The sequence below is a fragment of the Paraburkholderia sp. EG286B genome (genome assembly GCF_040965655.1).
GTDB lineage: Bacteria > Pseudomonadota > Gammaproteobacteria > Burkholderiales > Burkholderiaceae > Paraburkholderia.
Map to the genome: position 1 here is coordinate 287,272 of NZ_JBFRCF010000001.1, position 23,543 is coordinate 310,814.

At 64.9% G+C, this 23,543-nt stretch carries 18 protein-coding genes; 5 read left to right on the forward strand and 13 right to left on the reverse strand.

The genetic code is table 11. The features are described 5' to 3' along the window. Positions 1 to 8: 8 nt before the first annotated feature. From AB4Y42_RS01295 to AB4Y42_RS01320, 6 genes are all read right to left on the reverse strand, one after another. Positions 9 to 1,085 (reverse strand): sn-glycerol-3-phosphate import ATP-binding protein UgpC, encoded by a 1,077-nt coding sequence (locus tag AB4Y42_RS01295; RefSeq protein WP_368693149.1) that lies wholly within the window; start codon positions 1,083 to 1,085, stop codon positions 9 to 11. Between the two features lie 25 nt (positions 1,086 to 1,110). Beyond that, positions 1,111 to 1,956 (reverse strand): sn-glycerol-3-phosphate ABC transporter permease UgpE, encoded by an 846-nt coding sequence (gene ugpE / locus AB4Y42_RS01300; RefSeq protein WP_368688261.1) that lies wholly within the window; start codon positions 1,954 to 1,956, stop codon positions 1,111 to 1,113. Next, the gene (ugpA, locus tag AB4Y42_RS01305) at positions 1,956 to 2,837 is read right to left on the reverse strand and encodes a sn-glycerol-3-phosphate ABC transporter permease UgpA (protein WP_368693150.1); all 882 of its coding nucleotides are present in this window, start codon (positions 2,835 to 2,837) and stop codon (positions 1,956 to 1,958) included. The genes ugpE and ugpA overlap by 1 nt, the downstream gene beginning before the upstream one ends. A 299-nt stretch (positions 2,838 to 3,136) precedes the next feature. Next, the gene (locus AB4Y42_RS01310) at positions 3,137 to 4,378 is read right to left on the reverse strand and encodes an NAD(P)/FAD-dependent oxidoreductase (RefSeq protein WP_368693151.1); all 1,242 of its coding nucleotides are present in this window, start codon (positions 4,376 to 4,378) and stop codon (positions 3,137 to 3,139) included. Positions 4,379 to 4,541: 163 nt separating this feature from the next. Further along, on the reverse strand, positions 4,542 to 5,450 hold the full coding sequence (locus AB4Y42_RS01315; protein WP_368693152.1) for a glutamate/aspartate ABC transporter substrate-binding protein: 909 nt from the start codon (positions 5,448 to 5,450) through the stop codon (positions 4,542 to 4,544). 203 nt (positions 5,451 to 5,653) lie between these two features. Further along, positions 5,654 to 6,415 carry an MFS transporter gene (locus AB4Y42_RS01320; protein ID WP_368693153.1) on the reverse strand — a complete coding sequence of 254 codons (762 nt, stop codon included), beginning with the start codon at positions 6,413 to 6,415 and terminating at the stop codon, positions 5,654 to 5,656. 141 nt (positions 6,416 to 6,556) lie between these two features. Here AB4Y42_RS01320 and AB4Y42_RS01325 point away from each other — a divergent pair, with 141 nt between their 5' ends. Next, positions 6,557 to 7,081, forward strand: coding sequence for a nucleoside 2-deoxyribosyltransferase (locus AB4Y42_RS01325; protein WP_368693154.1), 525 nt, complete (start codon positions 6,557 to 6,559; stop codon positions 7,079 to 7,081). A gap of 37 nt (positions 7,082 to 7,118) precedes the next feature. Here the strand turns inward: AB4Y42_RS01325 and AB4Y42_RS01330 are convergent, their stop codons facing one another. From AB4Y42_RS01330 to AB4Y42_RS01345, 4 genes are all read right to left on the reverse strand, one after another. Next, a complete protein-coding gene (locus AB4Y42_RS01330) occupies positions 7,119 to 8,792 on the reverse strand; it encodes a S10 family peptidase (RefSeq protein WP_368693155.1) in 1,674 nt (557 codons plus the stop codon). Between the two features lie 136 nt (positions 8,793 to 8,928). Next, positions 8,929 to 10,566: a protease pro-enzyme activation domain-containing protein gene (locus AB4Y42_RS01335; RefSeq protein WP_368693156.1), complete on the reverse strand. Its 1,638-nt coding sequence runs from the start codon at positions 10,564 to 10,566 to the stop codon at positions 8,929 to 8,931. 363 nt (positions 10,567 to 10,929) lie between these two features. Continuing rightward, on the reverse strand, positions 10,930 to 11,820 hold the full coding sequence (galU, locus tag AB4Y42_RS01340) for a UTP--glucose-1-phosphate uridylyltransferase GalU (RefSeq protein ID WP_368688252.1): 891 nt from the start codon (positions 11,818 to 11,820) through the stop codon (positions 10,930 to 10,932). A 265-nt stretch (positions 11,821 to 12,085) separates the two neighbouring features. Then, positions 12,086 to 12,229 (reverse strand): hypothetical protein, encoded by a 144-nt coding sequence (locus AB4Y42_RS01345; protein WP_165979327.1) that lies wholly within the window; start codon positions 12,227 to 12,229, stop codon positions 12,086 to 12,088. Between the two features lie 199 nt (positions 12,230 to 12,428). On the opposite strand from AB4Y42_RS01345, the gene AB4Y42_RS01350 reads away from it, so the two are divergent. Beyond that, positions 12,429 to 13,613, forward strand: coding sequence for an acyltransferase family protein (locus tag AB4Y42_RS01350; RefSeq protein WP_368693157.1), 1,185 nt, complete (start codon positions 12,429 to 12,431; stop codon positions 13,611 to 13,613). 169 nt (positions 13,614 to 13,782) lie between these two features. Here the strand turns inward: AB4Y42_RS01350 and AB4Y42_RS01355 are convergent, their stop codons facing one another. Genes AB4Y42_RS01355 through AB4Y42_RS01365 form a run of 3 tightly spaced genes read right to left on the reverse strand, consistent with a single transcriptional unit; the run spans position 13,783 to position 19,934 of the window. Then, positions 13,783 to 16,269 carry a glycosyltransferase family 4 protein gene (locus AB4Y42_RS01355; protein ID WP_368693158.1) on the reverse strand — a complete coding sequence of 829 codons (2,487 nt, stop codon included), beginning with the start codon at positions 16,267 to 16,269 and terminating at the stop codon, positions 13,783 to 13,785. Then, positions 16,266 to 17,732, reverse strand: a complete 1,467-nt coding sequence (locus AB4Y42_RS01360) for a flippase (protein WP_368693159.1) — start codon at positions 17,730 to 17,732, stop codon at positions 16,266 to 16,268. The genes AB4Y42_RS01355 and AB4Y42_RS01360 overlap by 4 nt, the downstream gene beginning before the upstream one ends. A 30-nt stretch (positions 17,733 to 17,762) precedes the next feature. Beyond that, positions 17,763 to 19,934 carry a hypothetical protein gene (locus tag AB4Y42_RS01365; protein WP_368693397.1) on the reverse strand — a complete coding sequence of 724 codons (2,172 nt, stop codon included), beginning with the start codon at positions 19,932 to 19,934 and terminating at the stop codon, positions 17,763 to 17,765. A gap of 411 nt (positions 19,935 to 20,345) precedes the next feature. Here AB4Y42_RS01365 and AB4Y42_RS01370 point away from each other — a divergent pair, with 411 nt between their 5' ends. From AB4Y42_RS01370 to AB4Y42_RS01380, 3 genes are read left to right on the forward strand one after another with little or no spacing between them, the layout of a single operon-like run. Further along, entirely contained in the window at positions 20,346 to 21,440 is a 1,095-nt protein-coding gene (locus AB4Y42_RS01370; protein ID WP_368688248.1) for an acyltransferase family protein, read from the forward strand. Between the two features lie 37 nt (positions 21,441 to 21,477). Further along, positions 21,478 to 22,521 carry a GDP-mannose 4,6-dehydratase gene (gene gmd, locus AB4Y42_RS01375; RefSeq protein ID WP_342918708.1) on the forward strand — a complete coding sequence of 348 codons (1,044 nt, stop codon included), beginning with the start codon at positions 21,478 to 21,480 and terminating at the stop codon, positions 22,519 to 22,521. Further along, positions 22,508 to 23,464: a GDP-mannose 4,6-dehydratase gene (locus tag AB4Y42_RS01380; RefSeq protein ID WP_368693160.1), complete on the forward strand. Its 957-nt coding sequence runs from the start codon at positions 22,508 to 22,510 to the stop codon at positions 23,462 to 23,464. The genes gmd and AB4Y42_RS01380 overlap by 14 nt, the downstream gene beginning before the upstream one ends. Positions 23,465 to 23,543 lie beyond the last annotated feature (79 nt).

Below are 23,543 nucleotides of genomic sequence, written 5' to 3' on the forward strand. Positions count from 1 at the left end.
GGCGCGACCTAGCCCAAACGCTTGCCGGTAGCCGGATCGAAGAAATGCAGGCGCGCCGGCGGCAGGTGCACCGCCAGCCGCTCGCCGGGCGTGGGCCGCGTTTCGTGCGGCAGACGCACCACCACATCGGCGCTGCCCCAGCGGCCGTGCACGAGATTGTCCGCGCCGAGCAATTCACAGGTCTCGACTTCGAGCGTGACCGGCTCGTTGGCGCCGCGCGCGTGCATATGCTCGGGCCGCACGCCCAGCACACATTCGGCGCCCTTCGGCAGCCAGGCCGGCGCATCGCCGAGCGGCAGATGCGGCCCGTTGCCCGCGATTTCGAAGCGCCGCCCGTCGTCGCTCACGCGCCCGCGCAGCAGGTTCATGGCCGGCGAGCCGATGAAGCTCGCCACGAACATCGAAGCGGGCCGGTCGTACACTTCGCTGGGCGTGCCGATCTGCTCCGCGCGCCCGCCGTTGAGCACCATCACGCGCTGCGCGAGCGTCATCGCCTCGATCTGGTCGTGCGTGACGTACAGGCTCGTCGTACGCAGGCGCGCATGCAGACGCTGGATTTCAAGGCGCATCTGCACGCGCAGCTTCGCGTCGAGGTTCGAGAGCGGCTCGTCGAACAGGAACACCGACGGCTCGCGCACGATCGCGCGGCCCATCGCGACGCGCTGACGCTGGCCGCCCGAAAGCTCGCGCGGCTTGCGCTCGAGCAGCTTGCCCAGTTCGAGGATTTCGGCGGCCGCCGCCACGCGCGCATCGATCGTCGTGCGGTCGAGCCCCTGGAGCTTGAGGCTGTAGCCCATGTTGCGCGCGACCGTCATGTGCGGATAGAGCGCGTAGTTCTGGAACACCATGGCGATGTCGCGATCCTTGGGCTCCACGCGATTGACCACTTTCTCGCCGATGGCGATCTCGCCCGACGTGATGGTCTCCAGCCCCGCGACCATGCGCAGCAGCGTGGACTTGCCGCAGCCCGAAGGCCCGACGAGCACCATGAACTCGCCGTCCGCCACCTGCACGTCGATGCCGTGCAACACCTGTTGCGCGCCGTCGTACGACTTCGTGACGCCCCGTATGCTCAATGCCGCCATGCCGTCCCCCGAATTGCCTTCATGCTTATTTCTCCACGTCCACGAGGCCGCGCACGAACCAGCGCTGCATGGCCAGCACCACCACGAGCGGCGGCAGCATGGCGATCATCGTCGCGCACATCACGAGATGCCATTGCGTCGCCGCGTCGCCACTCGAAATCATGCTCTTGATGCCCACCACGGCGGTCGTCATCGAAGCCGTGCTCGACATGAGAATCGGCCACAGATACTGGTTCCAGCCGTAAATGAACGTAATGACGAACAGCGACGCGATGTTCGTTCTGGAAAGCGGCAGCACCACGTCCCAGAAGAAACGCAGCGGCCCCGCGCCGTCGATACGCGCGGCCTCGATCAACTCGTTGGGCAGCGTGAGGAAGAACTGGCGGAACAGAAACGTGGCCGTGGCCGAGGCGATCAACGGCAGCGTGAGGCCCGCGTACGTGTTCGTGAGATGCAGCGTGGCCGCGACTTGCACCGTGGGGAAAATGCGCACTTCCACGGGCAGCATGAGCGTCACGAAGATCAGCCAGAACGCGAGGCGCCGGAACGGAAAGCGGAAGAACACGATCGCATAGGCCGAAATGATCGATATGGCGATCTTGCCCACCGAAATCACGAGCGCCGTGATGACGCTGTTCATGAGCATCACGCCGAACGGGCTCGCCGCACTGCCCGTGCCCACATTCCACACGGTGGCCATGTTCGCGAACAGATGGGTGCCCGGCACGAGCGAGAGTGGCACCGAGAAGACTTCCTTCTCGTTCATCGTGGCAGCGCAAAACGCCACGTACACGGGGAAGGCCACCACCGCCACACCGAGCAGCAGCATGAGGTGGCAGAACAGGTTGAAGTACTTACGATTCTCGACCATCAGTACTGCACCCGTCGTTCGATGAAGCGGAACTGGAAGATCGTGAGCGCCGTCACGATCACCATCAGCACGACCGACTGCGCGCCCGAGCTGCCGATGTCGAGGCCCCGGAAACCTTCGTCGAAGATTTTGTAGACGAGTGTGCGCGTGGCCTGGCCGGGCCCGCCGCCGGTTGCCGCGTCGATCACGGGGAAGGTGTCGAAGAGCGCGTAGACCACGTTCACCACGAGCAGAAAGAAGCTCGTGGGCGAAAGCAGCGGGAACGCAATGCCGAAGAAGCGCCGCACGGGGCCCGCGCCGTCGATGGCGGCCGCCTCGAACAGCGATTGCGGAATCGACTGCAGGCCCGCGTAGAAGAACAGGAAGTTGTAGCTGATCTGCTGCCAGACCGATGCGATCACAACGAGCGTCATGGCCTGCCCCGGGTTGAGCGCGTGATTCCACGTCACGCCGAAGCGTGCGAGCGCGAAGGTCACGAGGCCGATGCTCGGGTTGAACAGAAAGCCCCACAACACGGCGGCAATGACGGGCGCGACCGCATACGGCCAGATCAGAAACGTTTGATAAAAGCGCTTGCCGCGCGTCACATGGTGCGCCATGGCCGCCAGCAGCAGCGAAATGGCGAGGCCGCCGAACGTGACGAGCGCCGTAAACACGAGCGTCGTCTGGACCGAGGCCAGATAGAGCGGATCGCGCAGGAGCCGCGTGAAGTTGGCGACGCCGACGAAGACCGACGACGTGCCGAAGGCGTCCTGGGCCTGGGTGGACTGCAGCAGCGCCACCCCGGCCGGCCACAGGAAAAAGATCACGGTCACCGCAAGCTGCGGGCCGACGAGCAGGTACGGCAGCAGGCTCGCCCCAAAACGGGAGCGTTGTTCCATTGCGTCACTCTCCTCGAGTGGCGGCGTTCGGACGAGCGCGAACACCGGTTGACGCGGCTTGTTGATCGAATTGAGCCGCCTCATGGGCGGCGCCGCGTTCGCATTCTAGCCGAGACTCGTGACAATGCGGGTCAAAGCACGGGAGTGGAGGCCGCGCTCGGGCGCCGGGAGCGGGATTGACGCGGGGAGGTATGGGGCGAGAGGGCTGCGCGGAGGGTCGATCCGGCGCGCAGCGTCTTCCGGTCGGTGAAAACAGCGGGGACGTCGCCGCCCCCTGGCTTCATCGTTCGACTCGCCGCTCAGGCAAGCGCCGCAGCGGCGAATTTGCCCATGTCCGTGGCCGGATCGCGCAGCGCATCGAGGTCGAGCTTCACGCCCTTGCCCACGAGTTTCTTGCCGCACAGGAAATCGGGCATCGAATTGACGGCGTCGACCGCGAGCAGCACGCGGTCCTTCAGGTAGTACACCGCGAAGCGCCGCGCTGCCGGGTCGCCGCGCACGATGGCCTCGTCATGGCCTTCGAGCAGGCCCACCGTCTGCAGCTTGAGGTCGTACTGATCGGACCAGAACCACGGCGCGTCGCACGCGGGGCGCGGCTTGCCGACGATGGCAGAGGCCGCGAGCTTCGCCTGCTCCACCGCGTTGTGCACGCTTTCCAGGCGCCCGGCGCGGCCATAATGTGCAAGCGGCCGGTGCGCACAATCGCCGATCGCAAAGACGTCCGGGTCGCTCGTGCGCGCGTCGTCGTCCACCTGAATGCCGTTGGCGCACGTGATGCCCGCCGCCTTCGCGAGCGCCTCGTTCGGCAGGATGCCGATGCCGACCAGCGCGAGCGTGGCGGGGACGATCTCGCCGTCCGCGAGCTTCACGCCGGTGAGCTTGCCGTCCTCGCCCACGAGCGCCTCGATCTTCGCGTTCAGGCGCAGTTCCACGCCTTGCGCGCGATGCTCGTTCGCGTAGAACGCGGAAACGGCCTCGCCCGTCACGCGGCCCAGCACGCGCGGCGCGGCTTCGAGCACGGTGACCTCGTGGCCGAGCTGGCGCGCCGCCGCGGCCGCTTCGAGGCCGATATAACCGGCGCCGATCACCACGAGCTTTTCGCCCGGCTTCACGCGCTCGCGCAGCACGTCGGCGTCGGCGAGCGAGCGCAGCGCGATCACGCCGGCGAGATCGTGGCCCGGCACCGTCAACGCGCGCGGCGTCGAGCCAGTGGCGAAAATCAGCTTGTCGTATTGCAGCGGGCTGCCGTCGGCGAGCGTGAGCGTGCGGCTCGCGCGGTCGAGCGACTGCGCGCTCGCGCCGAGCTTCAGCTCGATGCGCTGCTCGTCGTAGAACGCGCGCGGTTTGAGCCACAGGCGCTCGACGTCGGCCTCGCCCTTCAAATAGGCCTTGCTGAGCGGCGGCCGGTGATAAGGCGGCACCGGTTCTTCGCCGACCAGCACGACGCGGCCGCCAAACCCGTATTGCCGCAGCAGCGCAGCGGCGTTGCCGCCCGCGTGCCCTGCCCCAACGATCACCACCGTGCCGCCGTCTTCTTGCATGTCCGCTCCCGCTTTTTCCGCTTTCTACCCGTTGATTGATTCATTGCGCGCATCGGCGGCCACGACTCGTACGCACGCGTGAACCCTCGCGCCCATGAGCCGCCCGCGCCGTCCGCCGCGTCAGGAACGAGATCATCTCATGGTTCGCACTTGCACACGGCAATCAGTCGAAGGCGCGATCGTTCGGCGCGGCATAGAGCGCGCGCAGTTGTTCGCTCATCGGAAACGCGAAGTTCACGCCCTTGGGCGGCACCGGCTTCTCGAACCACTTCGCGTACATCGCATTGATTTCGCCGCTCTTCATGAGCGTCGCCATCGTGTCGTTCACGAGCTGCCGAAACTCGGGGTCGCCGTTGCGCATCATGAAAGCGTAGGCTTCCGACGATTGCGGCGTGCCCACGATCACCCATTCGGAAGGCTTCGCTGTGAGCGAGCGCGTGCCGGCGAGCAGCACGTCGTCCATCATGTAGGCCACGGCGCGGCCCGACTCGAGCGTGGCGCGCCCCTCGCCATAATCGCGCGCGCTGATGATGCGCATGTTCATCTGCTTGTCGATGTTCATGCGCCGCAAGATACGCTCGGACGTCGTGCCCTGGTTGGTGAGTACGGTCTTGCCCGCGAGATCGGCGAAGTCGTGAATGCCCGAGTCCTTGCGCGTGAGCAGGCGCGTGGTCGCGACGAAGAACGTATTGGAGAAGCTCACCTGGGCCTGGCGCGCCTTCAGGTTCGTCGTGACGCCGCACTCCAGGTCCACGGTGCCGTTCTGCACGAGTGGAATGCGGTTTTGCGAAGTGACGGGAATGAAATGCACCTGCAGGTTCGGGCGCTTCGTCCTGAGCTTGACTGCGTCGATGACCTTGTCGCAGATGTCCTGCGAAAAGCCGATCACCTGGTTGTCGCCGATCACATAAGAGAACGGCACCGAAGTCTCGCGATAACCAATGGCGATGATGTTCGCCGAGCGGATCTTCTCGAGCGTAGGCTGCGCGACCTGGGCGGCCGCGGGCTGCAGCAGAGAGAGACACGGCACGATGGCCCAGCAAGCCAGTGACAGCCGCTTCAGTCGGTTCATGGGTCGGTCCTCGTCGTCACGCTTCGTCTGCCGCTGTTATTTCGCGCGGTCGAAGCATCCATTTGTCGCCACAATCGATCATCGCGCAACATGTGGGAAATACCACGCGTTTCCCGCGATGTTAAGCCGATCATGGAAAAAAGCAGGCGTGCATGGCCGCTGCTTTCATCGCTCATGCTGCGCAATCGTCACGGTGAATGCGATCAGCCGTTGACGCGCTTCCTCGGCTGCAGCAGCGCCAGTACCGCGCCCAGCACCATGGCCGCCGAAACGCAGTACATGCCCGCGTTCGTGCTTTGCGTCACGTCCTTCATCCAGCCGATGATCGACGGGCTCACGAAGCCCGCGAGATTGCCGATCGAGTTGATCATGCCGATGGCCGCGGCCGCCGAGCCGCCCGCGAGAATCGCGCTCGGCCAGGTCCAGAACACGGGCATCGTGGCAAGCATGCCGGCCGCGCCCACCGAAAGCGCGAGCATGGCGAGCGGCACGTTGTTGCCGAACACGGTGCTCAGATACAGGCCGATTGCCGATACCAGCGAAGCGATCGCGAAGTGCCAGCGGCGCTCGCCCGTGCGGTCGGCGCTCTTCGCGACGAACAGCATGCTGAACACGGCGCACGCGTACGGAATGGCGGTGAGCAAGCCCACGTCGAGCGCATTCTTCACGCCGCTCGCCTTGATGAGCGTGGGCAGATAGAAGCTGATGCCGTACAGACCCATCATGCAGCAGAAGTAAATCACGGCCATGAGCCACACGCGGCCATTGGCGAACACCGAGCCGATCGATGCGTGGCCCTTGCCCGCCTGGTCCTGCGCGATATTGCGTTCGAGCACGGCCTTCTCGTCGTCCGAGAGCCAATTCGCCGCGCGAATGCCGTTGGGCAGATAGAAGAGCGTAATCACGCCCAGCATGGTGCAAATCCAGATGCCGCACAACGGCGCACGGCACGATGCAAAGTGCATGATCGTAGCGAGAGGCAACAAATGTTGTCAATCGTCTGTAAGCAACAGGAAGACGCACGAAATCTCGTACGCGCGGGACCAGGCGCTAGAATCGTCGAACCGGGGTCTCGACGAACCCCTTGCACCGCAGGACCGCGCGCCATGAATTCGACCCCGTTGCCCCGCCGCCCGCGCGTGTATCTCGCCGGCTTCGACGTCTTCCGGCGCGATGCGCTCGAGCACGGCGCACGCCTCGTCGCCGCCTGTGCGGAATTCGGCTTCGAGGGCGTCTATCCGCTCGATGCGCAGGCGCCCGCAGACCTCGACGGCCCGCGCCAGGCCGCGTGGATCTATCGCGCGAACGTCGAATCGATCCGCGCCGCCGATATCGTGATGGCAAACGTCAATGACTTTCGCGGCCCCGGCGAGCCCGACTCGGGCACCGCCTTCGAGATCGGCTATGCGGCCGCGCTCGGCAAGGAAATCTGGGCCTACTCATCCGACCAGGGCACGCTCATCGAACGCGTGCCTTCCGTGCCCGACGCGCAGGGGCGCGTGTGCGACCGCGGCTATCTGGTGGAAGATTTCGGCCTGGCGAAGAACCTGATGATCGCGTGCGCGGCGCGTCTCGTGCAGGGCGACGCGCGCGTGTGTCTCGAAGCCATGGCGCAGGGGCGCACGCCATAACCGCGTGCAAACGCCTGCGCCGGTGCCTGCGAAAGAATCAGTGATGCATGGTGCTCATCGTGCTCATCCGCTGGAGCGCGCGAATGCGCGCCACCGCGGGGCGGTCCGTCACGGCCACCTGATAGAGCTTCGCGAGATCGGCCTTGAGCGCCGTGCGTGAGCCGGCGTCGAGATACACCATGTGACCCGAAGGATAAAAGCGCGCGCTCAGGTTGTCGCGCACCTTCTGGTCGAGCAGCGGCATCTTCTGCAGGTCGATCACGGTCTGGTAGAACGGCGTGACGAAGTCGTAGTAGCCGTTCGCGGAAAGCACGCGCAAATCCGGATTCAGCGCCATCACTGCCGCGAGATCGCCGGCCGTGTAAAGCACGATATTGCCCTGCGCGTCCACGCCCTTTTGCGCGCCCGTCGGATCGATATGACCGAAGTTCCAGTTCTTGAACGCCTGGTCGTTCAGGTCCGTGAACGACGAGTTCGTGCGGAACTTGAGCTGCTCATTCAGGTAGCTGTTCCACATCGCCGTATAGACGCCGCTCACCGCCGTCATGGTGGGATCGTTGCCGCCCGAGTTGGGGTCGATATTGCCGGCAATGCCCGTGTCGATGGCGGTCACGCGGCCGTCGTACGAGCCGAGCGCCACGCCCTTGTCCTTCAGGAGCGAAGTGAGAAAAAGCGAATTGCCGCGGCTGTCGTACGAGGCGATGTCGAGATTCCACGACTCCAGCGTTTCCGTGTCGATGCCCGTGTATTGCGACAAGGTCTTGAGCGTGGCAGGAATGCCCTTGTCGTTCGGATCGGGAAACTTCGACAGCGCCTGCAAATAATCGGTGCGCGCGAATTGCGCGACCTGCGCGGCGAACGCCTGCAAGTCCTTCGGCGCGGGCGTCATGCCGAGGCGCTTGTGGTACCACGCGTCGGCGGCCGCCGTGGGCAGCGCGCCCACCGGATTGCCGCTTTGCGTGTAATCGAGAATCGACGACTGCAGCGTGATGCCGTTCAGATCCACGCCGTCCTCGTGCAGCCGGTAGGCCAGCACGCAGCTACGCGCCGTGCCATAGGATTCGCCGTAGAGAAACTTTGGCGAATTCCAGCGATCGTTCGCCGTGAGGTAGCGCTTGATGAACTGCTTGAGCGAATCCGCGTCCTGATCCACGCCCCAGAAGTCGCGGTTGTGATGCGGCGCGATCGCGGCCGAATAGCCCGTGCCCACCGGATTGATGAAGATGAGGTCGCTCTTGTCGAGCAGGCTGTCCGGATTGTCTTCGAGCGTATAGGGCGCGGGCGGCGTGAAGCCCGGCATCGAGGTCTTGATGCGCTTGGGCGCGAACGAGCCGAGCAGCACGAATACGGAAGACGAGCCCGGGCCGCCGTTGTAGAAGAATGTGACGGGACGGTCCTGCGCCTGCACGCCGTCCTTCGTGAACGCCACGTAGAAGATCCTGGCGTTGGGCTGCGAGCTGCTCGGATCGACCGTCACGAGGTGACCGGCCGTTGCCGTATAGGTAATGACTTCCTTGCCGATCTGGATGGCGTGATGCGTGACCGCGGCGTTCTCGGTCATGTCGGTGACGAAGTCGTCGGGACCGTTGCCGTAAGCGGTGGGATCGAAGCACGGCTGGTCGGCCTGGGAGCGATGCTTGCCGTTGCCGCTCGCGGGGCTGGCCCCTTGAGCACCGCCGTTGCCCTTGGTGGACTGCGCTTCGTCGTTCATGTCGTCTCCACTTTCTGTGTGTGTGCGTTTGAGACAGTGAATGCAACTTCGAATGCAACCTCTCATGCAACCCGCATCGCGCCCGCCGCCTGGCTCTCGTGTTCAACTCGCGTCGCGGCGGCGTGCCGCGCTCATCCTACGCCGAGCCGAGCGCGGTTGCCACCTTGCTGCCCACCGGCGTGCCGAGGCCCGTGCAGGCGTCCCAGCCCGGCGCCGCCGAGAAGTCGCCATTGCTGCCGCTCGTCACGTCGTTGAAGGCGCCGGGCTGCGCGTAGAGCTTCGCGTTCGCGAAGCCCACGGGCGTGCCGCGCGCCGCGTTGATGCGCGCGATCAGCGCCGCCCACAGCGGCGCGACGGCGCTCGTGCCGCCCACCACCGTATCCGCGCCCGCCACGCGCACCTCGTAGCCCGTGGCGGGATCGGCGTCGGCGGAGACGTCGGGCACGCCGCGCCGCACCAGCGCGCCCGCCCCGCCGCTGCCGCGCACGACGCGCAGGCCTTTTTGCCAGTCCGGCAGCGCGAACGTCGCGCTCACGCCGCCGCCGGTCGCGCCGTTATCGCCTTCGCTCCACACGGTTTCCTGCGAGATGCGTCCGTTCGACGCCGCGATGTGCGTGCCGCCGCAGCCGAGCGCGTAAGGGCTCGACGCGGGAAAGTCGACATGATCGGCGCCGTCGCTCACGCCGTCCGACGAGCCGCTGTCGCCCGAAGCCGCGCACACGGTCACGCCGAGCGCGACAGCCGTTTGCAGCGCGTCGTTCAGCGCGCCGAGCGTTTGCTGCGACCACGCCGACTCCGGCGCGCCCCAGCTGATCGAGATGACTGAAGGCTTACGCTGGCTGTCGTGCAGCGCGGCGCTCACCGCATCGACGAAACCTGCCTCGCTGTTCGGCGCGAAATAGACGGCGATGAGCGCCCCTGGCGCCAGCGAACCGGCGATCTCCACGTCGAGCGTGACTTCGGCGTCGGGGCCGTTGGGGTCGCCGGTCGGCGCGTTCGTCGCCTGATCGACGGACACGTCCTCCACGCGCGGCGCGCTCACCCCCAACTCGTTGAAATACGCGCTGAGGTCTGCCGTGTCATAGCCGCCGCCCATTTCGATGACGGCAATGCACTGGCCGCTGCCGTCGCCCGCGGGAAAGCTGTAAAGCTCCGCTAGTTGCAAAGGCGTGAACGATCTGGTTACCGCGCGCGCGGCGCGGATAGGCGGACGGATCGGTGCACCGGGTGTGCCTGGCACGTCTGCCGGCGCGTTGGTCAGACTCGTCGGCACGATGCGAAAGTGCGGCTGCGCCTTCGCGCGATTGTCGAGCCCCACCACGGCGGTGACGACCTCGTGCATGTCTTCCGGCAAGTGCAGGGGGCCGCTCGGCTGGTGAAAGTGATGGGTGGTTTTGCCGACCTGATGCTCGAAACGCTGCAGGTCGATGCCGAAGGCGGCGTTGTACTGCTGCACCGTGCCCGAGAGCACGACGCGGCGCGCCGAGCCGTCGGCCAGATCCACGGTGAGCCCATGCGCGCTCGCGAACTGCTCGACACGTTCGATGTCGGCAGCGCTGGCGCCAAAGCGCCGCTCGTATTCCTCGCGCGAAACCGGCTGCGCGGCGGGATCGTTCGCGGCGAGCCGGTCCACCAGCTCGTGAAATTCTGCCGACGCCTGACGCCGCAGGATCAGCACGATCCTGAAACGCTCCGCCGGGTCGCAAGCGCCGACGCACTGCGCGCCAGCGGGCGCGGGATGTTCACTGCCTGCCACGGGAAGGTGCCTGGTCATGGACGGTTGCTCCTCCTTGAAGCGCGTGCCTGGATTCTGGCCTTCGGACACGCGTTGAATGACGGGAGTTCCGCGCGCCAAACCGGCCCGGAATGCCGTACAGAATCGTTGGGATATTCACGCAGCATGGCCGCCGCACGAGCGGCCCGCCACGCAGCACGAACGCAAACGACGCGCTGAGCGCATTCGGCATGCCCGCCAGAACCGTTATACACCGGTGACGATTGCAAAGTTGTCACGGCGACGCGGGAAGGCCAGGTCGCGGAGAATGTCGGGAAGTGATGCGAGATGGGCGAAACGCGCGCGGGCGTCGAGCCCGCGCGCTTGAAGTACCCCGTAGCGTGATTGTGGCGCTATGGAGTTTTATGCTGCAGCGGGCAGCGCCGCCGGCAGATGCGCTTGCAGATAGGCTTCGAACTCGTCCTTGACCTCCGGATGGCGCAGCGCGAACTCCACCGTCGCCTTGAGGTAGCCGAGCTTGCTGCCGCAGTCGAAACGCGTGCCCATATAGCGGTACGCGAGCACCTGTTCTTCGGTGAGCAGCGACTGCAGGGCGTCGGTAAGCTGAAGTTCGCCGCCTGCGCCCGGCTTCAGTGCGCGCAGATGTTCGAAGATCGTGGGCATCAGCACGTAGCGGCCCACGACGCCGAGATTCGACGGCGCGACTTCCGGCGCCGGCTTTTCGACGATGCCCGACAGCTTGAACACATCCTCTTCCCATTCGCGGCCGTCGACGATGCCGTACGATGCGCTGTCTTCACGCGCGATCGATTCGACGCCCACCACCGAGCTGTGATAGTGATTGAACGTGTTCACGAGTTGCTTCATGACCGGCGTGGGGCTGTAGAGCAGGTCGTCCGCGAGAATCACGGCGAATGGCGCGCCGCCCACGAGCTTTTCCGCGCACAGCACGGCGTGGCCCAGACCGAGCGCCTCGGCCTGGCGCACGTAGAAGCAGTCCACATTGGCTGGCTTGATGCTGCGAACGACGTCGAGCAGCTTTTGCTTGTTGCGGGCTTCGAGTTCGCATTCGATCTCGTACGACTTGTCGAAATGGTCTTCGATCGCGCGCTTGCTGCGGCCGGTCACGAAGATCATTTCGGTAATCCCCGCAGCGATCGCCTCTTCCACCGCGTACTGAATGAGCGGCTTGTCGACGATCGGCAGCATTTCCTTCGGGCTCGCCTTGGTGGCGGGCAAGAAGCGCGTCCCAAGGCCTGCAACAGGAAATACCGCTTTGGTTACTTTCAGCATGATGTCCATTCCCAGATCGTTCGTTTGAGTCTCGGTCTCGCAGCGAGGCAAGCCGACTTCCCCGAGGTTCTGCCGTGGCAGATTCTTGTGTTGAATGAGATTGTTTAGCGCCTTTTAAGGAATAAAAAAAGGCCAATAAATTCGGATGACTCGCTTCCGGCATAACACCGGAAATTATTGCCACTCACACAGAATAATTCCAACCGGATCGGCATGAATTTCCTGTTCCGTCTTGTGTCAATGACGCGTCTTGTTCGGGCGCAGTCTACTCCGCCTCGTCGACGGGCGGCAAGGCGCCGGAGCGCGTGCGTGCGCGCCGGATGGGCTCATTGCGCAACGCCTCGCGATACGCGGACACCCCCACGAGTATCAACAGCACGGCCACGCCGGCCAGCAAGTGCAGGTTCATCGGATTCTCCAGCGACCATAGTCGATCACACTCAAACTAGCATTCCAAATTCGATAAATAAACCGCTTTGTTTTTCAATCCATTTATTTCTCCATTTCTCATTTCATCATGAATACATTTTGAAAATCTTTTCCTTACTTCCCTCGCGCGCGCGCCCCTAAGATCGCCGGGTACTCTCCCCAAGGACCGGCTGACACCGATGAGCGATCCCGTACTCCAAACCGCCATGCCGCCTGCATCCGCCCTGCCCGCCGCCGCTGCCTCTGCAGCGCGGCCCGTAGCCGCGGCCCGCGAGCTGGCCGGCGAGCATCTGATCGAAGCCCTGCGTGGCTTTGCGGCCCTGCTGGTGGCGTATTTCCATTGCCGCCAGGTCACCTGGATCGGCATGGGCGCGTTCCACCAGCTGCATGCCAGCCTCGCGAGCCCCGGCACCGTTGCCGCGTGGCTGACGTTCCCGATTGCGTGGGGATCGGCGGGCGTGCCGATTTTTTTCGTCATCAGCGGCTATTGCATTCACCGCAGCGGCGCCGCGCGGCTCTTCTCGAACCCCGATTTCCGGCTCGACGCGCGGCAGTTCTGGCTGCGGCGTTTCGTGCGCATTTATCCGGTGCTGCTCGCCGCGTTGCTGCTCACGCTGGCAGTGGATTCGGTCAGCCTCTCGCTGCTTCCGGTGAGCCACAAGATCAACGAGATCGGGGCGCGCGATTTCTTCGTGAACCTGTTCTCGCTGCAGGGCGTGGCCGGTAAGACGTATGGGTCGAACGGCGCGCTCTGGACCCTTTCGCTCGAAGTGCAGTTTTACTTGCTGTATCCGCTGCTGTTCGCTGCGCGGCGCCGGTTTGGCCTGAATGTCGTGCTTGCCGCCGTGGCCCTCATCAACGTCGTTTCCGCGTTGACGCTGGAGCGGCACGACATCATCGTTTTCACTTCGTACTGGTTCTCGTGGATGCTCGGCGCATGGATTGCCGAAGTGCGTTTGCGCGGGTCTTCTGGCTTTCGGTTCGCCTATCCTGCTGCGGCGCTTTTCGCTGTCGCCGGTTGCGTGGCGTTTCACTTCGGGCAGTTTGGGGCGTTTCAGCTCTGGGCCTGTGCGTTTGCCTGCTATCTCGTCAAAGCGCTTGCGCGGCCTGCGCCTGCTTCCCCTGGCTTTCTGCAGTCGCTGTTCTCCAGGATCGGCGATTTCAGCTACTCGCTCTATCTCATTCACTTGCCGCTCTTCGTATTGCTCGGCTCGCTATTGTTCCGCTCGGAGCTGCAGACTTCGATATGGCCTTCGTTCGGCTTCACGCTGGCCGTGATTCCCGTTGCCTGGATGTTCTATCGGATCTTCGAAAAGCCCGCGCTTCATGCTGCTGCTCGGCTTCGGAAGCGGGTTGTCGCTTGATCCTCTTTGGCCACTTTGGCCTTTCCTTGTTTTCGCGTCGGTATGCAAGTGTGTAGTGGTCAAGCCTCTTTGGACACCCACAAAGGGGCAACACCTGCACACCGACGCGAAAACAAGGAAAGGCCAAAGCGGCCAGAAGCCGCGAAAAAAGGCCTAAAAGCGCAAAAACTTACCTGCCCCGAGCAACAACCCCATCCAGCACCCGCTCGACGGCATCGACATACTGCTGCTTCCCAAACCGCGCCCGGGCAGTAGCCAGCCCTTGCGCAGCAAGCCCATCCCGCAACGCCGCGTCGTCGTGCAACCTGCCGATAGTGGCAGCCAGTTCCTTCGCATCACCTGGCGTACAGAGCAGCCCGCTCTCACCATGCTCGACGATCTCAGTCACACCACCATCACGAGAGGCAACGACCGGCCTTTGCGCCAGCATCCCCTCAACGACCACCCGCCCAAACGGCTCAGGCGTAATAGACGTATGCGCGATCACATCCACGGCCCGCATGCAAGCCGCAATGTCATGCCGGAAGCCGAGAAAATGCACACGCTGCTGCAGCCCGTTCGCTTCGACGAACGCACGCAGCTCCGCGGCATAAGCATCCTCACCAAACAGTGGCGCTCCCACGAGCACAGCATGCGCACGCGGCTCGTCGAGCAACGCTTCGAGCAGCACATGCTGGCCCTTCCAGCGCGCAAGACGGCTGAAAGCACCAACCAGGAACGCATCCTCGGGCAACCCGATCTGCGCCCGCAACTGAGCCTGCGGCACCCGCGCAAGCGCACGGAACGGCGATTCATCCACGCCGTTGTGCACCACGTCGATACGCTTCGTGTCGAAGCGCGTGAGCTGCGCGAACACCTTCGCCGATGCATGCGAGTTCGCAATCACGTGCGCGAGTCCCAGCTTCGCGCAGCCCTTGATCACGGCACGCTGCACGCGGCCGAAATGCTCGTCGCTAACAATGTCGCGCAAATGCCAGACCACCGGCTTGCGCGCGAGCTTGCCCGCGAGCACGCCGATCACCATGGCACGCTGCGTGTTGGCGTAAAGCACGTCGGCTTCGCGCGCGCGGCGGCGCGTCTCGCGCACGAGCGCGGCGATGCCCGCAAGCACGCCCAGTCGCGGCGCGGTGCCGCCATCGCGGCGCACCTTGTTCAACGCGCCCGAATCGAGCACCTCCACGCGCGCACCGGCCTTGTCGAGCGCCTCCCTGAAGGGACCGTCGTTGAAGAGCAGCACGTCGATACGCGAGCGCAAGCCCTTCACCACTTCCAGCAGCGATAGCTCGGCGCCGCCCAGCACGCCGCTCTGGTCGATGGCGAGCACGCGCGGCGCTTCCGCTGCGTCCGCTTCGATCTCGTACGGAGCCGCGCCGTGTGCCGAGCCCGCCTGCGCAATCGCCGGCACCGCCTTCGCCACGCGCGCGAAGAATTGCTCGCGGAAATGCCGCGAAGAAAAGCGCTCGGCATTCGCGCGGCAATCCTCCGCGCGGAATCGGCCTGGATCGCTTTCGAACGATTCGACCGCATCGATGATCGCGTCTGCGTTTTGCTCTTCGAAGAAGAGGCCCGTGGGGCGCGAACCGGTGTCGCGCACCGTTTCGAGGGCGCCGCCCTTGCCGAATGCAATCACGGGCGTGCCGCAAGCCTGCGCCTCGACCACGGAAATACCGAAGTCTTCTTCCGCTGCGAACACGAACGCCTTGGCGCGCCGCATGCGGTCGTGCAGGACGGCGAACGGCTGATAGCCCAGCACTTCCACGTTGGGCGTCGCCTTCGCGCGTACCTTGTGCATGTCGGGGCCGTCGCCGATCACCACGAGGCGCCGCTCGGGCATGCGTGCAAACGCCTCGACGATCAGGTCGATCTTCTTGTACGGCACGAGCCGCGAAGCGGTCAGATAGAAGTCTTCCTTCGTGGTCTCCAGCTCGAACGCGTCGATGTCCACGGGCGGATAGACCACCTCGGCCTGGCGCTGATACACCTTCTGAATGCGCCGCGCGATGAACTCCGAGTTGGCGACGAACTGGTCCACCGAATTCGCCGTGCGCACGTCCCAGTTGCGGATGTAGTGCAGGATCAGGCGCGCGAGCATCGACTTCGGCCCGCGCGTGAGGCTCGACTCCTGCAGGTACTGATGCTGGAGGTCCCACGCATAGCGGATCGGCGAATGCACGTAGCTGATATGGAACTGGTCCGGTCCCGTGAGCACGCCCTTGGCCACCGCGTGGCTGCTCGAAATCACCACGTCGTAGCCCGACACGTCGAGCTGCTCGATGGCGAGCGGCATGAACGGCAGGTACGCGCGATAACGCTTGCGCGCGCCCGGCAGCTTCTGGATGAACGAGGTCGTGGCGCGCTTGCCGCGCAGGAACGTGCGGTCCTTCGCATCGACGAAGTCGACGACCGAGAACAGGTCCGCATCGGGAAAGCAGGCCAGAATCTGCTCGAGCACGCGCTCCGCGCCCGCGTAGGTCACGAGCCAGTCGTGCACGATGGCCACGCGCGGCGCACGGCCGGCGGCGAGCGCCGGCCGCAGTGGCCGCAGCGGCATGACGGCGCCCGACTCGGGGCGTCGCGGTTTGGTGGCGTCGCGCCGTTGAAGGGGCGCGGCGGCGCTTTCGGACGGCGCCGCTTCGTCGATCAGTTCGTGACTCATGCGCTTTTCCGTGAATTCAGTCGAAAGAGAAGGGAACGGGCGTAGCCGCGCAGCATCGGCGTGGTCGCAACCGACCACACCACGTTGGCAAGCGCGAGCACGACACCGGCGCCGATTGCGTACAGCGCGTCCGGCAGCCACCACGCAAGAGCGAGCGCAGCGGCGAGAAAACTCAGGTGGGCAAACATATCGACGATGATCGTGCGGCTATGAATGCGCGAAAGCCACAGCAGCACGACGTAGTCGAACAGGGCGCGAAACAGCACGGCGGCGGCTGCGCCCGGCAAGCCGAAGCGCGAAATGCCGAGCCACAGCAGACCGGCAAAGAGCGGCAGCTCCACGAGCCCGACGCGCGCAGCGGCGGCAGGATTGTTTTGCGACTGGATGAGAATGCGCGTCACGCCCGCCTGCCCCACGAGCCACACGGCGATGATCAGCACGCGCCCGACCGGCGCGCCATGCTCGGCGATCACGGGCCCGACCCACGCATGCAGGAAAGGCTGGAGCACCCCGATCGCACCGATGGCGATGGGCGTGAACACGGCATTGAGAAACTGCAGCGACTGCGCGGCGATTTCATCGGCATGCTCGCGGCCCAGCGCGGAAAGGCGCGGAAACAGCGTGCGCACGAGCGCGTTGGGCACCATGTTCAGGCGCGTGACGAGGTTCTGCGGCACCGTGTAGTACGTGACGAAACGCGCGCCAAGGCCCGCGCCCAGCATCATGCGGTCGAGCGAATCCGCGACCATCGTCGTGATGCTCGCGACCAGCATCCAGCCGCCGAAATTGAAGAGCGCCTTCGAGGTATCGAGGCGCGGCCCGCGCACCTTGCGTATTCCGAGCACGCGCAGCGCCGAACGACCGAGCAGGATCGCGGCGGCGAGACGCGCGAACACGGCGGCGGCCAGCACGGTCTGCAGATTCGGTTCGTAGGCCCAGGCGGCGGCGAGCGGCAGCAACTGGAACAGGAACGTGCCGAGCGTCTGGTTCGTGTTGTAGATGCCGAAGCGCTCCGCACCGTTGATCGCGCCCGCGAACACCCACGAGACGTTCGCCACCGGAATCGCCACGGCGAGCCAGGGCAGCGCGAGATAGACTTCGTGCCGCAATTCGGGCGTCACGTGCGTGAAATACGCGGTATAGAGCGCGCCGCCCGAATAGATCAGCAGGCCGCCGATCGCGCCGGTCGTGAAGTTCAGCCAGAACGCGCTCCAGAACACGCGCTCGCAGGCGTCGGCGTCTTTCGACGCATACGCCTTCGAGATCTGGTTTTGCGCGGCCATGCTCATGCCGAGATCGAGCACGCTGAAGTAGCCGATCAGGGTCCAGACGAGCGCGATCACGCCGTAGCGCTCCACGCCGAGCAGGCGGATATACGAAGGCACCGTGACGAGCGACACGAAGGTCGGCAGCACGAGACCGAACAGATTGATTGCGACGTTGCGCAGTATGCCTTTATCCATTAGGTATCCAGTTGCGTGGCCCGTAGCGGGTCAGGCCGGTTTCCAGCGGTACATGAGCACCTTGCCGCGCGCGTCTTCCTCGACGAACACGAGGTATTCGCCGTTCGCTTCGCGATGCGCGGTGATCCCGAACGGCACGTCGACCCAGCCCGAGGTGTTGCCCACTTCCGCGCCGGGGCCGAAGGTGCCGATCTCCTTCGCGCTGTCCTTGTCGTACACGTGGACGTTGCCCGCGGGCTCGACCACGAACACGTACTGGCCTTCCACCGTGAGCCCCGCGGGCGTGACCGGCGGTTTCGCCTTCGGGTCCCACGGCAGGCGCAGCATGTAGTGCTGCTCGGGGTGGCCGCTCGACCACTTGTCGTAGCGCACCAGCACGCGCCCCGCTTCCTTCCAGAAGCCGGGCTCGTGGGGCGCATCGGCCGTGTAGCCCGTCACGTAGAGCGTGTCGGTCTGCGGCTCGTAGATCGCGCGATGCACTTCGGTGAACGGCGCGGGGACCGCGTACTTGTCGAGTTTGTCGTACGAGTAGATCGGGTTGCCCTTCGCGTCGAGCCCGCCAAAGCGGAAGCGCCAGATGCCCTTGTCGTCGCGCGCGCGCCAGATGTCGCCGCGCGTGTCGATCCACCAGCCCCAGCCGCCCGCCAGATGGTCGCGGCCCGGATTGCGCGTGAATTCGTCGGCGTCGAAGGCACCGTTGCCGTTCGCGTCGCGCCAGATCCAGTCGCCGCCGGGCGGCGGCGCGTTCGGCACGTTCTGCACCCCGCGGCCGCGGCCCGCGATGAAGCCCGACGGGATCGCGGTCTCGCCGTCGCGCTGCGCGTCGAAGCGGTAGATCTTCAGGTGGTCCGCGTACATGTCGGTGAGGAACAGGAACGTGTGCCCGTTCAATACGCGCGCGGTCGGCAGGCCCGGCCACTGGTCGGTGTGAAAGACCGGATCGTCGGGATAGCGGAACCGATTGGACAGGAATCCGACATATTTCCAGTCCTGCCCTGGCGGCTTCGACAAGTCGAGTTCGAAGCGCTTGTTGCCCGTATAGACGCTGTTGGGGCGCTGCGGGTCCACCCACGCGCCATCCACGAACAGCAGCCCTTCCAGGCTCCACAAGCGCTTGCCGGCAGGCGTATAGGCCTCCAGCGTTGCACCGAGACCCGCGCCGATGTTGTCTTCGTGCTGCGGCCCGACGCCGTTGGTCGAAACGTAGATGTTCCCGCGCGCGTCGGTGCCGACGCCCGTGAGGCCGTTGAAACGGCCCGGACCCGGCCGGCCCGCGACGCCCGAGAAAATGCCGCCGCGCTCGCCGAGCGTGGCGCTCTGCGTCCACGTCTTGCCGTTGCGCGTGAAGATGAGGATCTGCTGGCGCGGCCCGTTATCGGCGATCAGCAGGCGTTGCTGCGGATCGAACGCGAGATCCACCGGCACCGAATCGTCGGGCAGCGCGAGCGTGTCGTCGAGGCGCTTGCCGTCCGCCGAGTAATGCTCGACGCGCGCGTGCGCGGCGACCTTGCCCGCTTCGGCGCCCGTCAGCACCCACACCGACCCGTCGGCCGCGAGCGCGATGCGGCCCGGCGCCTGCACGTCCCATTGCCCCTTGCGCTGCATCGAGTTCGCGTCGTACACCTCGATGCGGTTCATCGGCGTGTTGCTCACATAGAGCGTCGAATCCGTCGCGGCGAGTCCGCCGATGTCGGCATGCGTGCCGGTGGGCACCTCATTGATCTTCAGGAACGACGCGGAAAGCTGTGCATGCGGATTGAGCGGATCGGGTGAAGCCTGAAACGCGGCGGCGCGTTTGGGCTCGTCGAGCGGCCGGCGCGTGATGCCGTACCACTGGCTGCCCTTCGCAGGCCAGATGCCGCTCCCGACCAGATGACCCTTTTCGTTGCCCACGCCAACCGCCGCATACAGATAGCGATGATTCACGGCCACGGCGTTGCCGCCTGCGCCGCCCCAGCCATGCGTGCCGCCGGCGAAGCCGAGCGGCTTGCCGTCCTGGTACGCGCTGATCTCGGCGCCGCTCTCGTCCCACGGCGCGTTGGTGAACACCTTGCCTTCGGGCGTGACGGCGATGGCCGTCACGTTGATCTGCATCCACGTGCCCTGGCCGTTGCCAAAGCTATTGCCGATCCACGAGGTCGTCAAGTTGAGTTGCGGCGCGGCGATGGTCTGAACCGACGACGTGCAGATAAACGTGCACATCGCGGCCAGTGCCAACGTCCTGCGCAAGCGGCGATCGGGATTCGATAACGGCAAGGCAAATTCCTCCGGTCTGATGACGGCAATCTGCCAGGATCATGCCGTACAAACCCGATGAAAAATCGCCTCCAAAAAAGGGAAAATAATTCAAAAAAATTCAGTATTTATGACCCATTTCCGAGCCATCCGGAAATAAATTCCCGAACGCCGATACCACGCCGAAAAGGCCGTGCGGTGCGGTGTTCAGCGAGGCCAAGCCCGATTTCCATACGGTAATGCGTATTTCATATCGCGCAAATTCCGGCATTCAAATTCAAAAATCCGGAATCAATATATTTCGGCTTTTTGAACATTTAATTCTTTCTAGAATGAACCGCGAAGCAATCGCGCATGCATGAACCCACCGGAGAATCGATGACCGTTAGCCGCCCCGTCAGTCAACAAGGCCCCGCCGGCCATTCCCACCGCATCGTCCAGCTGGACGGTCTGCGTGCCTTCGCCGTGCTCGCCGTGTTCGCGCAGCACGCGTTGCGCGCGCCGCTGTGGATGGGCGTCGACCTGTTCTTCGTGCTGAGCGGCTTTCTCATCACCGGCATCCTGCTCGAGCGCAAGGCCCGCGGGCAATCGTATTTCAGCTACTTCTATGCGCGCCGGGTGCGCCGCATCCTGCCGCCCTACCTGCTGCTGCTCATCGTTTCGTCGCTGCTGTTCGGCTTCGGCTGGGCGCACTACTGGCCGTGGTACGCATTCTTCGCCACCAATATCGGCGACGCACTCGGCCAGAGCGGGCACGACAGCCTCAACATCCTCTGGTCGCTCGCCGTCGAAGAGCAGTTCTACATCGTGTGGCCCTTCGTCGTGCTGCTCCTGCCGCAACGGCTCATGGCCGTGGTGGCGGCCGCGCTCATCTTTGTCGTGCCCGTGCTGCGCGCCGTCGCGACGCCGTGGTTCGACTCGTACTGGCCGATCTACTACCTCACGCCGTTCCGCATGGACCTGCTGGCCGCCGGCGCACTGCTCGCCGTGCTCGTGCGCCGCGACCGCAATGCGCTCGAGCCCTTCAAGTGGCCCGCCGCCGTGCTTTTCTTCGCGGCGCTCGGCGTGCTGGCCTGGCTGCATCTGCACTACCCGCGCTTTCGAGGCATGAACACGCCGCTCTCGAACGCCATGCTCTATAGCGTTTCGCTCGTGCTCTGCACCTCCATCGTCGTGTTCGCGCTGCAGTCGAAAGGCATCGTGCGGCGCCTGCTGTCCAACCCGGTGCTCGTGTATGTCGGCACGATCAGCTACACGATCTACCTCATTCACCTCACGATTCTCTATGCCGTGTGGCCGCTCCATTACGGCCGCATCAAGAGCGCCGCGATCGCGCTCGTTCTCACGCTCGCTTATGCAAGCGCGAGCTGGTTCCTCTTCGAGCGCCGCCTCACACGCGGCCCGCGCCGCCGCTCAGCGGCTGAGCCGGTCGACCTCACCGCACGCGTGAGCCAGTCGAGCCCGCAATCGTAATTCCTGAATCCCGTTCGACACTTCAAAGGCACATCACATGAACGAACGTCGCAAAGCGATCATCACCGGCGTTTCCGGCCAGGACGGCGCCTACCTCACGCGCCTTCTGCTCGACAAGGGCTACAACGTCACCGGCACCTATCGCCGCACCAGCTCCGTGAACTTCTGGCGCATGAACGAGCTGGGGATCCTCGACCATCCGTCGCTCGATCTCGTCGAACACGATCTCACGGACGCGGGCTCGACCCTGCGCCTCGTCGAACGCGCCCAGGCGCAGGAGGTCTACAACCTCGCCGCCCAGAGCTTCGTGGGCGTGTCGTTCGACCAACCCGCCACGACCGCCGAAGTCACCGGCATCGGCGTGCTGAACATGCTCGAAGCGATTCGCGTCGTGAATCCGAAGACGCGCTTCTATCAGGCTTCGACCTCCGAAATGTTCGGCAAGGTCCAGGCGATTCCGCAATGCGAGGACACGCCGTTCTACCCGCGCAGCCCCTATGGCGTGGCCAAGCTGTTCGCGCACTGGTCCACCGTCAACTACCGCGAGTCCTACGACATCTTCGCGACGAGCGGCATTCTCTTCAACCACGAGTCGCCGCTGCGCGGGCGCGAGTTCGTCACGCGCAAGATCACCGACAGCGTCGCCAAGATCAAGCTCGGCAAGCTGAACATGCTCGAACTCGGCAACCTCGACGCCAAGCGCGACTGGGGCTACGCCTCCGAGTACGTCGAAGGCATGTGGCGCATGCTGCAGGCCGACGAGCCCGACACCTACGTGCTCGCCACCGGCCGCACCGAAACCGTGCGCGACTTCGTGAAGATGGCCTTCGCCGCCGCCGGCTTCCAGCTCGAATGGTCGGGCAAGGGCGAGCGCGAAACCGGCATCTGCGTCGCCACGGGCCGCACGCTCGTGCGCGTGAGCCCGCGCTACTACCGCCCCGCCGAAGTCGACCTGCTGATTGGCGACGCGACCAAGGCGCAGGAGAAGCTCGGCTGGAAGCCGCAGACTTCGCTCGAGCAGCTCTGCCAGATGATGGTCACGGCCGACCTTGCGCGCAACGAACGCCATGACACATTCTGATCCCGCTAGCCGTCCGCGCGCGCTCATCACGGGCATTGGCGGCTTTACGGGCCGCTATATGGCCGCCCGCCTCGCGGCGGACGGCTACCGCGTGTGGGGCACCGTGCGGACGGGCGAATCGCTGGACGCGGAAGCCTTCCCGTTCGGCGCCACCGCCATCGAAGCGGACTTGCTCGACCGCGCCGCGATCGCCCATGCGCTCGAATCCGTGCAGCCCGACGTGGTCGTGCATCTCGCCGCAGTGGCCCACGTGGCGGACAGCGACGTGGCGCGCACCTACGTCGTGAACGTCGTCGGCACGCGCAATCTGCTCGAGGCGCTCGCGCAGCAGAAGCACGTGCCGCGCGCCGTCTTGCTGGCCAGCAGCGCGAACGTCTACGGCAACGCCACCAACGGCGTGATCGACGAGCATGTCGAGCCCCAGCCCGCCAACGACTATGCAGTCAGCAAGCTCGCGATGGAATACGTCGCGAGGCGCTTCCAGGCGCAATTGCCGATCATCATCGCGCGCCCGTTCAACTACACGGGCGTGGGCCAGTCGCCGGACTTCCTGATCCCGAAGATCGTCGAGCACTACGCACGCGGCGAGAAGCAGATTTCGCTCGGCAACCTCCACGTGGCCCGCGACTTCTCCGATGTACGCGACGTCGTGAACGCCTATGCGCGGCTCGTCGAAGTCGCGCCGCGCGGCACCATCGTCAACGTCTGCTCGGGCACCGGTCAGACGCTCGGCGCGCTGCTCGACATGCTCGCGCGCATCGCCGGCTACGAGATCGAGGTGCACGTCGATCCGCGTTTCGTCCGCGCCAACGAAGTGCGTCAGCTGATCGGGTCGAATGCGAAGCTGCGTGCCATCGTCGGCGACAGCTCGCGCAAACACCTCGAAGAAACCTTGCGCTGGATGTACGAAGAAGCGCGCGAACGTGTGCCCGAAACGCAATAGCGCCCTGCTCGCTTGCTCTGTTCTACAAATAGACCGCCGCTCTCCCGAGCGGCGGTTTTCTTTGGGTCGATCGACCCGC